General features: G+C 71.9%; 12 protein-coding genes and 1 pseudogene. 2 read left to right on the forward strand and 11 right to left on the reverse strand.

Annotation, left to right across the window (positions count from 1 at the left end; genetic code table 11):
• The first annotated feature begins 226 nt into the window (after nucleotides 1-226).
• Nucleotides 227-682: a GNAT family N-acetyltransferase gene (locus ADK67_RS17310; protein ID WP_053717455.1), complete on the forward strand. Its 456-nt coding sequence runs from the start codon at nucleotides 227-229 to the stop codon at nucleotides 680-682.
• A gap of 42 nt (nucleotides 683-724) precedes the next feature.
• On the opposite strand, the gene ADK67_RS17315 is transcribed toward ADK67_RS17310, so the two are convergent.
• Both ADK67_RS17315 and ADK67_RS17320 read right to left on the reverse strand, forming a co-directional pair.
• Entirely contained in the window at nucleotides 725-1,624 is a 900-nt protein-coding gene (locus ADK67_RS17315; RefSeq protein WP_331459306.1) for a S8 family peptidase, read from the reverse strand.
• Nucleotides 1,625-1,917: 293 nt separating this feature from the next.
• Nucleotides 1,918-2,817 carry a S8 family serine peptidase gene (locus ADK67_RS17320; RefSeq protein WP_442974159.1) on the reverse strand — a complete coding sequence of 300 codons (900 nt, stop codon included), beginning with the start codon at nucleotides 2,815-2,817 and terminating at the stop codon, nucleotides 1,918-1,920.
• A 1,008-nt stretch (nucleotides 2,818-3,825) separates the two neighbouring features.
• On the opposite strand from ADK67_RS17320, the gene ADK67_RS17325 reads away from it, so the two are divergent.
• Entirely contained in the window at nucleotides 3,826-4,788 is a 963-nt protein-coding gene (locus ADK67_RS17325) for a hypothetical protein (RefSeq protein WP_053717456.1), read from the forward strand.
• A 1-nt stretch (nucleotide 4,789) separates the two neighbouring features.
• Here the strand turns inward: ADK67_RS17325 and ADK67_RS17330 are convergent, their stop codons facing one another.
• The 9 genes and pseudogenes from ADK67_RS17330 to ADK67_RS17370 form a co-directional block, all read right to left on the reverse strand.
• Nucleotides 4,790-5,953 (reverse strand): acyl-CoA dehydrogenase family protein, encoded by a 1,164-nt coding sequence (locus tag ADK67_RS17330; RefSeq protein ID WP_053717457.1) that lies wholly within the window; start codon nucleotides 5,951-5,953, stop codon nucleotides 4,790-4,792.
• Nucleotides 5,950-7,869, reverse strand: a complete 1,920-nt coding sequence (locus tag ADK67_RS17335; RefSeq protein ID WP_053717458.1) for an acetyl/propionyl/methylcrotonyl-CoA carboxylase subunit alpha — start codon at nucleotides 7,867-7,869, stop codon at nucleotides 5,950-5,952. The genes ADK67_RS17330 and ADK67_RS17335 overlap by 4 nt, the downstream gene beginning before the upstream one ends.
• 324 nt (nucleotides 7,870-8,193) lie before the next feature.
• A complete protein-coding gene (locus ADK67_RS17340; protein WP_053717459.1) occupies nucleotides 8,194-9,789 on the reverse strand; it encodes an acyl-CoA carboxylase subunit beta in 1,596 nt (531 codons plus the stop codon).
• Nucleotides 9,786-10,940 carry an acyl-CoA dehydrogenase family protein gene (locus ADK67_RS17345; RefSeq protein WP_053717460.1) on the reverse strand — a complete coding sequence of 385 codons (1,155 nt, stop codon included), beginning with the start codon at nucleotides 10,938-10,940 and terminating at the stop codon, nucleotides 9,786-9,788. The genes ADK67_RS17340 and ADK67_RS17345 overlap by 4 nt, the downstream gene beginning before the upstream one ends.
• A pseudogene (locus ADK67_RS17350) lies at nucleotides 10,937-12,435 on the reverse strand (acyclic terpene utilization AtuA family protein). The gene ADK67_RS17345 and the pseudogene ADK67_RS17350 overlap by 4 nt, the downstream one beginning before the upstream one ends.
• A gap of 56 nt (nucleotides 12,436-12,491) precedes the next feature.
• Complete coding sequence (locus tag ADK67_RS17355; RefSeq protein WP_053717461.1) at nucleotides 12,492-13,244, reverse strand: TIGR03084 family metal-binding protein; 753 nt, start codon at nucleotides 13,242-13,244, stop codon at nucleotides 12,492-12,494.
• Nucleotides 13,241-13,870: a TetR/AcrR family transcriptional regulator gene (locus tag ADK67_RS17360; RefSeq protein ID WP_053717462.1), complete on the reverse strand. Its 630-nt coding sequence runs from the start codon at nucleotides 13,868-13,870 to the stop codon at nucleotides 13,241-13,243. The genes ADK67_RS17355 and ADK67_RS17360 overlap by 4 nt, the downstream gene beginning before the upstream one ends.
• Nucleotides 13,871-13,955: 85 nt before the next feature.
• Nucleotides 13,956-14,357, reverse strand: coding sequence for a hypothetical protein (locus ADK67_RS17365; RefSeq protein WP_053717545.1), 402 nt, complete (start codon nucleotides 14,355-14,357; stop codon nucleotides 13,956-13,958).
• Nucleotides 14,358-14,472: 115 nt separating this feature from the next.
• Entirely contained in the window at nucleotides 14,473-15,060 is a 588-nt protein-coding gene (locus ADK67_RS17370) for a TetR/AcrR family transcriptional regulator (RefSeq protein ID WP_053717463.1), read from the reverse strand.
• Nucleotides 15,061-15,127 lie beyond the last annotated feature (67 nt).

The raw sequence follows: 15,127 nt of genomic DNA on the forward strand, positions 1-15,127 counted from the left end.
TCCGTTCTTCGACGGTGACCCCAACCCACCCCGAGGAGCTGTGCAGGGCTCGGGGGTGACGTTGGGCCACCTTGCCCTCGCTGACAGTCATCACCGTAGGCAACTAGTGCGTTAACTCGGAAGTGTGAACATTTGCCAGTTGAACGCTCAGCGTCAATAAACCGTGTGACCAGCGTGTTCCCAAAATCCGGGCGCGGTCTGGTGACCGCGGCGCTACGGTCCGGACATGCGTTTGGAACCGGTCACCGAGGACAACTACCGGGCCGTCATCGGCCTGGAGGTCCACGAGGAGCAGCGGGCGTTCGTCGCGACGAACCTCAAGTCGATCGCGGACGCCTGGATCTACCGCCCGAAGTTGCAGCCCCTTGCGCTGTTCAGCGGAGAGGAGCTGGTGGGCTTCACCCTCCTCGAGCGCGACCGGCCGGAGGCGTTGCACATCGTCCGGTTCATGATCGACCGCCGCGTGCAGGGTCGCGGGCTCGGCCGCAAGGGCCTGGCCGCGATCGCCGACGTGGCGCGGGCCGAGGGCCGCACCGAGCTGGAGCTGAGCGTGGTGCCGGGCAACGCGGTGGCACGCGGCCTGTACGCGGCGTTCGGCTTCACCGACACCGGCGAGGTGGACGGCGGCGAGCTCGTGATGCGCCACGAACTCGCCCCGTCGGCTCACCTCGCCGAGCAGTAGGTCAGCTGGTCAGCCGGCCCACGTGGTCACCTGGTCCCGTGGTCAGCGGGACGGCGACCAGTACAGCAGTCGGCCCCACGACAGCGGCGTCGCCTCGGTGACGACCGCCGAGTGCACCTGCGCGGGTGTGGCGGTGGGGTTGAGCTGGAGGAAGCGCAGCGTCACGCCGGTGACGTACGCCGTGGACAGCGACGTGCCGCTGATCGTGTTCGTGGCGGTGTCGCCGGTGTGCCACGCCACGGTGATGTTCATGCCGTACGCGTAGACGTCGACCACCGCGCCGTAGTTGGAGAACGTCGCCCGGGTGTCGGTCCTGGTGGCCGCGCCGGACGTGAGCGCCTCCCGCACGCGGGCCGGCGAGTAGTTGGCCGCGTCGGAGGCGCTGCCGCCCGCCGTGACGGACGCCGTGACGCCCGCGGCGATCAGCCGGCGCACCGCGTCGTCCAGCGCGGTGGACGCGCCGCCGCCCAGGCTGAGGTTGGCCGTGGCGGGCTTGACGTGGTTGCGGGCCACCCAGTCGATGCCCGCGATCACGCCCGCGGTCGTGCCGCCGCCGGTGCCGTTGAGCACCCGGACGCCGCACACCAACGCCTGCTTCGCGACGCCGTTCACGCGGCCCGCGATGAGGGACGCGACGGCCGTGCCGTGACCGTTGTCGTCCTGCGGCACGGTGTCGTTGTCCACCGCGTCGTAGCCCGCGCAGGTGCGGCCCGCGAACTCGGTGTGCGTGGCCCGGATGCCCGTGTCGATCACGTACGCGCGGGTGCGCAGCCCGGTCGACGTGTAGCTGTACGTGCCGTTGACCGGCAGCGCGCGCTGGTCGATCCGGTCGAGGCCGAACGGCGCGTTGGTCTGGGTGGTGTGCGCCCGCACGACCTGGTCCTGCTCGACGTACTCCACCGCCGGGTCGGCGGCGAGCCGGCGGGCCTCCCGCGCGGTCAACGTCGGCGAGCCGGCGGGCCTCCCGCGCGGTCAACGTCGCGGCGAAGCCGTGCAGCGCCGGGAACGTGCGGGTGACCTGGCCGTCGAGCCGGGCGGTGAGCGCGTCCGCGGCCGTGACGTCCTTGAGCTTGACGATGTAGCTGCCGGGCACGGCGGTGGCCGAGCCGGCGTGCAGCACCGCGCCCTCGGCGTGTGCCGGCACGGTGAGGGTGACGGCGGCGAGGGCGGCGACGCCCAGGCCGGACAGCAGTGTGCGCATGGCGGGTTCCTTTGCAGGGTGAAGGGTGGGGTTGCTACCTCGCGGGCGACCAGTGCAGGAGCCGGCCGCCCCACGGCACAGGTCCCGAGCGCGTCAGCTCGGTCTGCACCAGGGAGGGGAGGGCGTCGGGGTTGAGGTGGAGGAACCGGGCGGCGACACCGGTGACGAACCCGGTCGCCATGGACGTGCCGCTGAGCGTGTTGGTGGCGGTGTCGGTGGTGTGCCACGCCGACGTGATGCCGATGCCCGGCGCGTACAGGTCCACGCCCGGGCCGTAGTTGGAGAACGGCGCCCTGGCGTCGGTCTGCGTGTGGGCGCCCGACGTGATGGCCTCGACGACCCTGGCGGGCGAGGTGTTGCCGACGCCGGCGTTGCTGCTGCCGGCGGTGACGGACGCGGTGACGCCCGAGGCGATCAGCCGGCGCACCGCGTCGTCCAGCGCGACGGACGCCGAGCCGCCGAGGCTGAAGTTCGCCACGGCGGGACGGCTCGCGTTCAGCCGCACCCAGTCGACGCCCGCGATGACACCGGCGATCGTGCCGCTGCCCTGGCCGTTGAGCACCCGCACGCCCGCGACCCGCGCGCGCTTGGCCACGCCGTACGTGCTGCCGGCGATGATGCCCGCGACGTGCGTGCCGTGACCGTTGTCGTCCTGGGCGACGGAGTCGTTGTCCACGGCGTCGTAGCCGTGCACGGCCCGGCCGCCGAACTCGGCGTGCGTGACCCGGATGCCGGTGTCGATCACGTACGCGGTGACGCCCGCGCCGGTGGAGGTGTAGCTGTAGGTGGTGCTGAGCGGCAGGGCGGTCTGGTCGATGCGGTCCAGACCCCAGGGAGCATTGGTCTGGGTGGTGTGCGCCCGCACGACCTGGTCCTGCTCGACGTACTCCACCGCCGGGTCGGCGGCGAGCCGGCGGGCCTCCCGCGCGGTCAACGTCGGTCAACGTCGCGGCGAAGCCGCCGAACGCGGCGTACTCCCGGGTCACCCGTCCGTCCAAGCGGCCGGCGACGGCGTCGGCGGGGTCCTTGAGCTTGACGATGTAGCTGCCGGGCACCGCGGTCGGCGAGCCGGCGTGCAGGACGGCGCCCTCGGCGTGGGCGGGCGCGGCCAGCAGGGTGGTGGTCAACGCGGCCACGGCGACGCCCGGTAAGAGCTTTCGCATACGGCTTTCCTTTGCGGGGTAAGGGATCCCCCGGCGCGGATCACGCGCGGGGCTGCCAGTGTGCCCAACTCCGCGCGGGCGGGGGGTGTCCGGCGCGGGAGTCGGTTCGGAGAACCACCGCCGAGGTCGGCGCGCGACGTCGACCCGGGCGGAACCGCACAACGGCGGAGAGGCGCGTGAGACGCACTCGGACAACGTGATTGAGAAGCGATTCAACGCTGTGGAGAAAATACGGCCGGCGGCGCTCCCGAAACGAGAGGCGAGCGTGTCCGCGGCCAACACGGAGAAGTTCTTCGGGGTGACTATGTAACCGTTGGACCGGCGGTCCGCGCCACGGACTGGGCGGATGGCACCCCTGGCGACCGGCACGAGGGTCGCCACCAGCGGGAACACCGTTGGCACGACTATTGTGCCGACGGTCAACGTGAGCTTCGGCATAGGGGTTCCGCTCTCCGTTGCGAACGGCCGGCGGGACGGGATTCCGACCGGCGTCGAAGCCCGCGACCGGGCGGGGTGTGCCGCGCGTCACCCCACCTACCCGAGGCTATGGGCCGGGCCGCGTACCGGGAAGGGACCGAATGCCCGAGCGCGGTGCGGCGATCGCGGTAACCGGGACCTTCACACCCGTGCTGTTAATGAGAATTCAAACATTCCACAGCCGACCGGATTTGCGGGTCCGATTCGGTCAAATTCAGGGCGGGAAACCCGATCGGCTGTACCGCCCCGGCGATTTCGCACGATAACGTCGCTCGCCTTGTCCTTGGGAGAACGGAGCGAAGATGCCTACGCCAGTCGTCGGACCGGAATCGCGGACGCGCGATCCCCGACGGATCGATGCGGGGGCCGACCCCTTCGCGGACGCATTGCGTGCGGCGATCCGCGCCAAAGGGCTCAGCCTGGAACGCATCCAGCACAAGCTGCGGGCGCGCGGCGTGGCGGTCAGCATCGCCGCGCTGAGCTACTGGCAGTCCGGTCGCAGGCGACCGGAACGACCGGACTCGCTCACCGCCGTCAGCCACCTGGAGGAGATCCTGGACGTCGGCGCGGGCGGGTTGAGCTCGTTGCTCGGACCACCGCGGCCACGCGGCAAGGCCCGACCCCGTTCCCGCGTGTCGGGTCCGGAGGGCTGGGTCGGCGAGAGCGACTACGCGACCATCGCGGAGCTGCTGGCCGACATCGACACCAGCACCGACCAAGACCTCACCCGGCTCAGCCTGCGCGACCAGGTGGAGCTCGCGATGGACGGCAGCACGCGCCGGGTGCGGTCGCGGCAGGTGCTGCGCGCCGAGCGCTCGGGCGTCGACCGGGTGCTGCTCGGCTACGACACCCGGCTGCCCGGCGACCCGCTGCCGGTCATCGGCACGCTGCGCTCGTGCAGACTGGGGCGGGTATCCGCCGACCCGCGCAACGGTCTGATGGTCGCCGAACTGCTGCTGGACCGCCCGCTGCGCCGGGGTGAGCGAACGGCCGTCGAGTACGAGCTGATCCACGTGGCACCACACCACCCGACGTTCGACAACACGCACTCGCGGCGCTTCCGCCACCCCGTTCGCGAGTACGTCCTGGAGGTCCGGTACGACTCACGGTGCCGACCCGCGCGTTGTGAACAATTCACGACCGGTTTGACCGGTGGCGAACCGACCGACGTGCGCGAGACCCCGGTGGACACGTGGGGCTACGCGTACGCGGTCGCGCTCGACTTCGGTCCCGGCGTGGTCGGCTTGCGCTGGGAATGGGCCTGACTCAATAGGAGCGCGGCAACTTCAGGGTGTGCTGCGCCACGAAGTTCAGGATCATTTCCCGGCTGACCGGGGCGATGCGGGACAACCGGGACGCGGCCAGCATGGCGCCGAGTCCGTACTCGGACGACAGCCCGTTGCCGCCGTGGACCTGGATGGCCTGGTCCACCGCCCCCGCCACCGCCTCCCCCGCCGCGTACTTGGCCATGTTGGCCGCCTCACCAGCAGCCCGGTCCTCCCCAGCGTCGTAGAGAGCCGCGGCCTTCTGGGTCATCAGCCTCGCCAGCTCGACCTGGATCGCGCACTGCGCCAACGGGTGCGCGATGCCCTGGTGCGCGCCGATCGGCGTGTCCCAGACCGTTCTGGTGCGGGCGTACTCGCTCGCCTGGTCGAGTGCGCGGCGGGCCATGCCGGTGGCGAAGGACGCCGCCATGATCCGCTCCGGGTTGAGCCCGGCGAACAGCTGGGCCAGCCCCGCGTCCTCGGCGCCGACCAGCGCGTCCAGCGGCAGGCGCACGTCGTCGAAGAAGCAGGTGAACTGCTTCTCGGGCGACTGCACGTCCATCGGGATGTGCTGGAAGGTGAAGCCGGGCGCGTTCGTCGGCACGATCATCAGGGAAGGGAGCAGCCGCTGGCCGGTGGCGTCGACGTGCCGGGCGACGACCATCACCGCCTCGACCTCGTCCACGCCGGAGATGAACGACTTGCCACCGCTCAGGACCCACTCGTCGCCGTCGCGGTGGACGGCGGTGGCGAGCTTGTGCGAGTTGGAGCCCGCGTCGGACTCCGTGATGGCGAAGGCCATCTTGGTGGTGCCGTCGGCGAACCCGGGCAGCCACCGCCGCTTCTGCTCGGCGGTGCCGAAGCGGGCGACGATCGTGGCGCAGATGGCGGGCGACACCACGGTCAGCAGCAGCGGGCAGCCCGCGCGGGCCAGCTCCTCGCACACGGCGGCGAGGTCGCCGATCCCGCCGCCACCGCCGCCATACTCCTCGGGCACGGCCACGCCGAGGTAGCCGAGCTTGCCCGCCTCGGCCCACAGCTCGTCGGTCTTCTCGCCCGCCTTGGCCTTGGCGGTGAAGTACTCGTGGCCGTACTTGCCGGCGAGGTCGGCGACGGCCTTGCGCAGCGCCTGCCGCTCTTCGCTCTCGGTGAAGTTGGTGGTCATGACCCGCCCGTCCCTCCAGTCGACTCCAGCCCTCCGGTCGACTCCAGGCGCGGCTCATCGGCCACGACCGCGAGCACGGCGCCCGCGTCGACCTGTTGACCCGCTCGCACCAGCACTTCCGCGACCGCGCCGCCGGTGGTGGCGAGCACGCGGTGCTCCATCTTCATGGCTTCCAGCACGAGCAGCTCCGCGCCGGCCTCGACCCGTTGCCCCGGCTCGACCGCGACCCGCACCACCGTGCCTGGCATCGGCGCGACGGTGGCGCCCTCGGCGATCTCGGCCCGCGGCTCGGGGAACCGGGGCCGGAGCTTCAGCGACACGGGGCCGACCTCGACCCGGTCGCCGTACACCGCGACCGGGTACGTCGTGCGCACCCCGGCCCGCTCGAACGTCACCGCCTCCGGTGAGGCGGCGACGACCGTCAGGTCGAGGCTCGTCTCCACGCCCGCGCGGGTGTGCCGGTAGTCGACCTCCACCGCGTCGTCGCCGTGCTCGAACACGGCTCTCTGCGGCTGGGACGCGAGGTTGCGCCAGCCCAGCGGCAGGGTGGTGCGCCGTCGTTCGGCGAGCGCGAGGGCGGCGGCCAGCGCGGCGGGTCGGACGTCCACCGGTTCGAGGGTGGTGAGGCCGTGCCGGTCCAGGAAGGAGGTGTGGGTGTTGCCCGCGGCGAACTCCGGGTGGCGGAGCGTGCGGACCAGCAGGTCGCGGTTGGTGACGAGGCCGTGCAGCTCGGCGCGTTCGAGGGCGGCGGCCAGCTTGCGGATCGCCGCGTGCCTGGTCGGCGCCCAGGCGATCACCTTGGCCAGCATCGGGTCGTAGTGCACGCCCACCTCGCTGCCGTCCTCCACGCCGCTGTCCACGCGCACGCCGGCCGGCACGGCGAACCGGTGCAGGGTGCCGCTCGCGGGCCGCCAGTCGTGCGCCGGGTCCTCGGCGTAGAGGCGGGCTTCGACGGCGTGGCCGTTCGGGGGCGGCGGTTCGGCGGGGAGCCGGGCGCCTTCGGCGATGGCGAGCTGCCAGGCCACCAGGTCGACGCCGAACACTTCCTCGGTGACGGGGTGCTCCACCTGGAGGCGGGTGTTGACCTCCAGGAAGTGGAAGGAGCCGTCGTCGGTGAAGAGGAACTCCACCGTGCCCGCGCCGACGTAGCCGATGGCCTCGGCGGCCTTGGTGGCGGCGTCGAACAGCCGTTGCCGTGCCTGGGCGGACACGGCGGGGCTGGGCGTCTCCTCGATGATCTTCTGGTGGCGGCGCTGGACGGAGCACTCCCGCTCGCCCAACGCCCACACCGTGCCGTGCGCGTCGGCGAGGACCTGCACCTCGACGTGCCGCGCGTGCTCCAGCAGCGGCTCGCAGAAGACGGTGCCGTCGCCGAACGCCGACTCGGCCTCACGGCGCGCGGCGGCCACCTGCCCGGCCAGCTCGGCGGCGGACCGCACGACCCGCATCCCGCGCCCACCGCCGCCCGCGGAAGCCTTGACCAGCAAGGGGAACTCGGTGGCGGACTCCGGGTCCAGCTCGGGCAGCACCGGCACGCCGGCCGCCGCCATCCTCTTCTTCGCCGCGACCTTCGACCCCATCGCGTCGATGACCTCGGGGGCCGGCCCGACCCACGTGAGCCCGGCGGCGAGGACGGCACGCGCGAAGGACGCGTTCTCGGACAGGAACCCGTAGCCCGGGTGCACGGCGTCCGCACCGGCCGCGAGCGCGGCGGCCACCACTGCGTCGCCGCGCAGGTAGGTCTCGGCGGGGGTCGCACCGGGCAGCCGGACCGCCGCGTCGGCCTCGCGCACGTGCGGCGATTCCGCGTCGGGGTCGGAGAACACGGCGACCGGCGACACCCCGACCTCGCGGCACGTCCTGATCACCCGGCGGGCGATCTCACCGCGGTTGGCGATCAACAGCTTGCGGATCATCACGACCCCATCCCGGACAGCCGACGCCGGCCCGCTCGCCCCGACCGGACGACCGCCGGAACGAACCCCACCGACAACACCCCACCCACGCCACACTCTCGACCGACGTCGCCCGGACTCCCGACCACCACGACCCGGCCGGACCGCCGCACCGACCCGCTCGACGCCCGATCCCGAGACCCGGCTGAACGGCCGAACAACCGCGGCGCGCACCCGGCTCTGGCCGCTGCACGGGTCGCCGGTGGGGCGAAGGTCAAGGCAGGCCCGCCTGGCCGGGCCGTGCCCGGGACGGGTGTCGAGGCTGGTTCGCGGATCATCGTGCCCTCACATCCGGAAGACGCCGTAGCGGTCGGCGCCCTTGATCGGTCCACTGTGGATCGCCGACAGGCACAGGCCGAGCACGGTGCGCGTGTCGCGCGGGTCGATCACGCCGTCGTCGTAGAGGCGGCCGGAGAGGAACGCGGCCAGGGACTGCTGCTCGATCTGCCCCTCCACCATCTGCCGCATGGCCGCGTCGTGCTCCTCGTTGTAGTCCTGGCCCTTCGCGGCGGCGGCCTGACGGGCCACGATCGACAGCACGCCGGCCAGTTGCTTGGGCCCCATCACGGCCGACTTGGCGTTGGGCCAGGTGAACAGGAACCTCGGGTCGTACGCCCGCCCGCACATGCCGTAGTTGCCCGCGCCGTACGACGCGCCCATCACCACGGTCAGGTGGGGCACCCGGCTGTTCGACACCGCGTTGATCATCATCGCGCCGTGCTTGATGATCCCGCCCTGCTCGTACTGGGCGCCGACCATGTACCCGGTCGTGTTCTGCAGGAACAGCAACGGGGTGTCGCTGGAGTTGGCCAGTTGGATGAACTGCGTGGCCTTCTGCGCCTCCTCGCTGAACAGCACCCCGCGCGCGTTGGCCAGCACCCCGATCGGGTACCCGTGCAGGTCGGCCCACCCCGTCACGAGGCTGCTCCCGTACTCGGGCTTGAACTCGTCGAACCTCGACCCGTCCACGATCCGGGCGATCACCTCGCGCGGGTCGAACGGCACGCGCAGGTCCGTCGGCACCAGCCCGAGCAGGTCCTCCTCGTCGTGCAGCGGCGGCTCCACTGCCTTGGGAGCGGGACCGAGCTTGCGCCAGTTCAGCCGGGCCACCACGCGCCGGGTGAGCCGGATCGCGTCCACCTCGTCCTCGGCCACGAAATCGGCCAGCCCCGACGTGGTGCCGTGCATCCGCGCGCCGCCGAGCGACTCGTCGTCCGACTCCTCGCCCGTGGCCATCTTCACCAGCGGCGGCCCGCCCAGGAACACCTTCGAGCGCTCCTTGATCATCACCACGTAGTCCGACATGCCCGGCACGTACGCGCCGCCCGCGGTCGCGTTGCCGAACACCGTGCTGATCGTCGGGATGCCCGCCGCCGACAGCCTGGTCAGGTCGCGGAACGCCCGACCGCCCGGGATGAAGATCTCGCTCTGGCTCGGCAGGTCGGCCCCGCCGGACTCGACCAGCCCGATCAGCGGCAGCCGGTTCTGCAACGCGATGTCGTTGGCCCGGAACGTCTTCCGCAACGTCCACGGGTTGCTCGCACCGCCCCGCACGGTCGGGTCGTTGGCCACGATGACGCACTCGACGCCCTCGACCACCCCGATCCCGGTGACCACGCTCGCGCCCACCGGGTAGTCGGTGCCCCACGCGGCCAGCGGCGACAGCTCCAGGAACGGGCTGTCCTGGTCCACCAGCAGCTCGATCCGCTCTCTCGCCAGCAGCTTGCCGCGCTTGTGGTGCCGCTCGGTGTACTTCGGACCGCCACCCGCGAGCGCCTTGGCCTGCTCGACGTCCAGCTCGGCGAGTCGGGCCAGCAACGCCTCCCGGTTCTCGGCGTACCCCGGTGACCGACTGTCCACCGCCGTGCGCAACGCAGTCATGCCGTGTACCCCAATCGCCGTGCCGCCAGCTCCGCCATCACCTCGGTCGCGCCGCCCCCGATGCCGAGGATCCGCGCGTCCCGGTAGTGTCGCTCGACCTCCATAACGCGGAGGTAACCAGCGCCGCCGTGCAGTTGCACCGCCGCGTCCACCACGAACGAGCAAGCCTCCACGGCCGCGTTCTTCGCGAAGCACACCTGCGCCACGACTTCCTCGCCGGCCAGCACCTTCACCGCCACCTCCCGCACGTACGTGCGGACGAGGTCGATGCGCTGCGCCATCTCCACCAGCCGGTGGCGGACGACCTGGCGCGCGATGAGCGGCTTGCCGAACGTCTCACGTTGGCGCACGTACGCCAACGTCAGGTCGAGGCAGCGCTGGGCCGTCGCGTAAGCCTGCACGGCCAACGAGATCCGCTCCACCTGGAACTGCCGCATGATCAGCGCGAACCCGGCGTTCTCGGCGCCGACCAGGTTCGCCGCCGGCACCCTGGCGTCCACGAAGGACAGCTCGGCGGTGTCCGAGCAGTGCCAGCCCATCTTCTCCAGCCGGCGGTCGACCGCGAACCCCGGTGTGCCCTTCTCGATCACCAGCAGGCTCACGCCCTGGTAGCCGGGGCCACCCGTCCGCACCGCCGTCGTCACGAAATCCGCGCGGTCACCCGAAGTGATGAACGTCTTCGTCCCGTTCACCACGTAGGAGTCACCGTCACGACGTGCCGTGGTGCGCAGGGCCGCCACATCCGAACCACCACCCGGTTCGGTGATGGCGAGCGATCCGATCAGCTCACCCGCCAACGTCGGCCGCACGAACCGGTCGATCAACGACGCGTCGCCCGAGTCCACGATGTGCGGCAACGCGATGCCGTGCGTGAGCAACCCCGCGACCAGCCCGGACGACCCGCCGGCCTGGATCAGCTCCTCGGTGGCCACGACGGTGTCCAGCAGGTCGCCCGCGCCACCGACCGACTCCGGGAACCCGAGGCCCAGCAACCCGATCTCCGCCGCCGTGCGGTGCAGCGACCGGGGCAGCTCGCCGGCGCGCTCCCAGTCCGACAGGTGCGGCACGACCTCCTGCTCGGTGAACTTCCGCACCACCGCGCGCAGGTCACGCCGCTCGGGCGTGGCGAAAAGATCCGACGTGGTTGTCACAGCAGCGCCTCCGGGATGTCGACGTGCCGGGAGCGCAGCCACTCGCCCAACGCCTTGGCCTGCGGGTCGAAGCGGGTGGACGAGGCGACGCCGGCGCCGAGCAGGCCGTGCAGCACGAAGTTCAGCGCGCGCAGGTTCGGCAGCTCGTGCCGGTCGACCTCGCCCGCCTCCGGCAGCAGCTCCTTCACCCGTTCGACGGTCAGCTCCGCGCGCAGCCACTCGTACTGCGCGTCCGTGCGCACCCACACGCCGAGGTTCGCGTCACCGCCCTTGTCGCCGGAGCGCGCTCCGGCGATCGTGCCCAGCGGAACCCTCATACCTCGACCACCTTCCCGTCCGGCAGCACGGCCCGGTGCGGCACCGACGAGCGCGGCACGTACGCGGCCTCGAAGACGCCGAACGGCGTGCCGTCACCGGGTGGCGCGGTGACGTGGAAGCCCGGGTACGACGCCAGCGCCAGCTCGACCCCCGCCCGCGAGAACGCCTTGGCCCGCTTCGGGTCCGAGGTCTTGACGGTCACGTGAAGCAGCGCGCTCGCCGCCTCCTCGGTGTCCGCGTCGACGTGATCGGTCCGGGCCAACGTCCAGGTCAGGTCCGCGGGCCCGATCGCCGACTCCAACTGGTGCCGGACCAGGTTCGCCTTGGCCTCCACGTCCAACCCCGTCAGCACGAACGTGGTGGAGTTGCGGAAGCCGCCCAGCGTGTTGAGGCACACCTTGAGGGTGTCCGGCGGCGCGGAGCCCTTCACCCCGGAGATCCGCACGCCCCGCTCGTGCGGGTCGAGCCGGATCGTGTCGAAGTGGCTGACCACGTCGGGCCCGAGGTAGGCGGGCGGGCCGATCTCGTAGAGCAGCTGGGCCGTGACGGTGTCGACGGTGACCGCGCCGCCCGTGCCGTCGTGCTTGGTGATGACCGACGAGCCGTCCGCCTCGACCTCCGCGATGGGGAAACCGGGCCTGGTCGCGTCGATCGACGTGAAGAACGAGTAGTTGCCGCCGGTGGCCTGCGTGCCGCACTCCAGCACGTGGCCGGCGACCGTCGCGCCCGCCAGCGCGTCGAAGTCCTCGCGGCCCCAGCCGAAGTGCGCGGCGGCCGGTCCGACGACCAGCGACGCGTCGGTGACCCGGCCGGTGACCACGACGTCCGCGCCCGCGTTCAGGCACTCGGCGATGCCCCACGCGCCCAGGTAGGCGTTGGCGGTCAACGCCTCCGGGAACCGTTCGCGCACGTCGTCACCGGTCACGTGGGCGACCTTCGCGCCCAGCCCGAGCCGGTCGATCGCCTCGGCCAGCCCCTCCGGGTTCAGCCCGCCCGCGTTGGAGACGATCTTGACGCCCCGGGCCAGCGCGTCCGCCAGGTTCTCCTCCAGCTGGCGCAGGAACGTGCGGGCGTAGCCGAGGCCGGCGTCCTTCGCCCGGTCGCGGCCCAGGATGAGCATGGTCAGCTCGGCCAGGTAGTCGCCGGTCAGCACGTCCAGGTCGCCGCCGGTGAGCATCTCGCGGACGGCGGAGAACCGGTCGCCGTAGAAACCCGACGCGTTGCCGATGCGGATCACGGCCGCTCCTGGCGACCGCGGCCCGGGCCGGCGGGACCGGCGAACGCCTGCGCGACGGACAGCCAGGCCGCGGCGGCCTCGCCGACCGCCGTGACGGCCAGGTCGTCGCGGTGCCTCCGCTGGGTCGCCAGCAGGCAGAAGTCCAAGGCGGGACCGGTGATCCGGTTCTCCGCGTCCTCCGGGCCCCACGTCCACGCACCGCCGTCCGGGGCCACCAGCTCGACCCGGACCGGCACCTGCGGCGCGGCCTGCCCGTGGACGACGAACGACCAGCCGAACGTGCGGACCGCGATGTGCGCGACGTGCTTGAGCCGGTCGGTCGGCTCGCGGGTCACGCCGAGCGCGTCGGCGACGTCCTGGCCGTGCGCCCACGTCTCCATCAGCCGGGCGGTGGCCATGGACGTGGCGCTCATCGACGGCCCGAACCACGGCATCTTCACGCCCGGCGGCAGCGCCGCCAGGGCTTCGGCCACCTCGACGCGGCTCGCCCGCCACTCCGCCAGCGTGATCGGCTCCCGGGCACCCTCCTCCAGCGCGTCCAACCCGGCCCGCCGCAACGCCTCGGCGAACGCGTCCGGGTCGCGGGCGGCCAGCGCGGCCACGCGGTCGGTCCAGCGCAGGTGGCTGATCTGGTTGGCGATCGTCCAGCCCTCGGCGGGCGTCGGGACGGACCAGTCGTCGAGCGGCGCGACCAGGTCGTCCAGCACCTGGCTCTCGGCACGCAGGTCGGCCAGCAGTTCGGTGATCACGGTGCCTGCCCTTCGAGGAGTTCCTCCAGCACCCGCGCCCAGTGCCGGACGATCCGACTCCGGCGCCTGCCGTCGTCGGTGAGCTGGTTGGCCAGAGCCAGGCCGCGCACCAGGTCCAGGGTGAGCTGCACGGTCTCGCGGACGCCCGGCTTGGTCTCGTCGGCGTCCAGCAGCTCGACGGCCAGGCGGTGCGTCTCCCGGCCGAGGCGGACCTCCAGCGGCACCACCACGGTCTTGAGGTCGGGATCGGTGCGCGCGGCGACCCACAGTTCGAGGGCGGCGGTGAACAGGTCGCTGGCGTAGAAGTCGGCGATCAGCTCGACCACGGCGACGGTGCTGCCGTTGACCTGCCGAGCGCGCTCCTTGAGGTCGAGGACGCTCTCCGCGCCCAGGTACTCGACCGCGGCGGCGACCAGTTCGCCGCGGGTGCGGAAGTGGTGCAGCTGAGCGCCGCGGGACACGCCGGCGCGCTCGGCCACCACGGTCGTCGTCGTGCCCGCCCAGCCCCGCTCGACCAGGCACTCGACGGTGGCTTCCATGAGCTTGCGCCGGGTCTCGCGGCTGCGGTCGGCCTGCCGCCTGGTTTCCCGCTGCCCGGTGTCGCGCTGCCCGGTGTCGGTGGACATGGCACCGAGTGTTCCGCGCCAACTAACAAACAGTCAAGACTGATTGTTAGTTGGCGCGGAGGGGTGACGCTGAGGGGACTGTCCCCTACCAGCCGCCCTGGACCATCGTCTGGAACAGCCACTTGCCGTCGACCTTCACCAGCAGGTCGCCGTACCGCACGACCTGCGAGAACTCACCGGCGGTGATGGTCGCGTCGGTGATCACGAACACCAGGTTCGCGTTGACGAACACCGGCGTGCGGACGGACTCCATCCGCACGTCACCGTCACCCAGGCTCGCCCTCATGTCGTCGAGGAACCGCGCCCGGTCCCACGACTGCGCCGACCCGTCGGTCACCGCGTTGACCGGGAACAACGCCTGGTCGGCCATCGCCTCGACGTCCTTGGCGACGGCCAGCGCGTCCCACTGCTCGAACCACGCGAGCACGCCCGCCACGTCTTCGTCGGTCGGCACGAACCCCGCTCCACTACCCGGCACAGCACTCATGCCGTACATTGTACCGTACGCCGTACGGCGATGAGCGCGCCCGAGGTCGGACGGGTTGTCCGTCCGGGTTTTCGACGTGATCTGGACGCAGGTTTCCGCGTCGGGCTTCCAGGGCTCAGGCGGGCCAGGACGTCAGCGCGATGTCGACCATCCGGTGCAACCGCTCGCGGTCGACGCCGTCCGCCGCCTGGACCGAGATGCCCTGCGCGACCAGCACCACGAACTTGGCCAGGTCCGCCGCGTCCACGTCGGCAGGGAGGTCGCCGTCGGCCTTGGCCCGCTCGAAGCGGTCCCGCAGCCCGGCCTCGCCACTGCGACGCCAGTCGGCCAGTCGCTCACGGGTCGCCACGGCGTCCTCGCCCATGGCCAGCCCGCCCTGGAGGCTCAGGCACCCCGCCGGACAACCGGGCTGGGTCGACACCTCGACGGCGCCGCGCAACATGCGCTCGGCGGCGGCACGGGCGGTCGGCTCGTCGAGCGCGTCCCGCACGTGGACGGCCTTCTGGTCGGTGTAGTGGTCGAGCGCCTTGCGGAACAGGGACTCCTTGTTCCCGAAGGCCGCGTACAGGCTGGGCCGGTTGATGCCCATCGCCTCGGTCAGGTCGGAGAGGGCCGCACCCTCGTAGCCGCGCTGCCAGAACACCCGCACGGCCTGGTCCAGCGCCTCGTCGACGTCGAACTCACGTGGACGACCGCCCGCCATCGACTCATCACCTCGATTCTGGACCTATCAGTACGGTACTCGATCCGGCCTGGTGAGGGCCGTCACA

This window comes from Saccharothrix sp. NRRL B-16348 (assembly GCF_001280085.1).
Classification (GTDB): domain Bacteria; phylum Actinomycetota; class Actinomycetes; order Mycobacteriales; family Pseudonocardiaceae; genus Actinosynnema.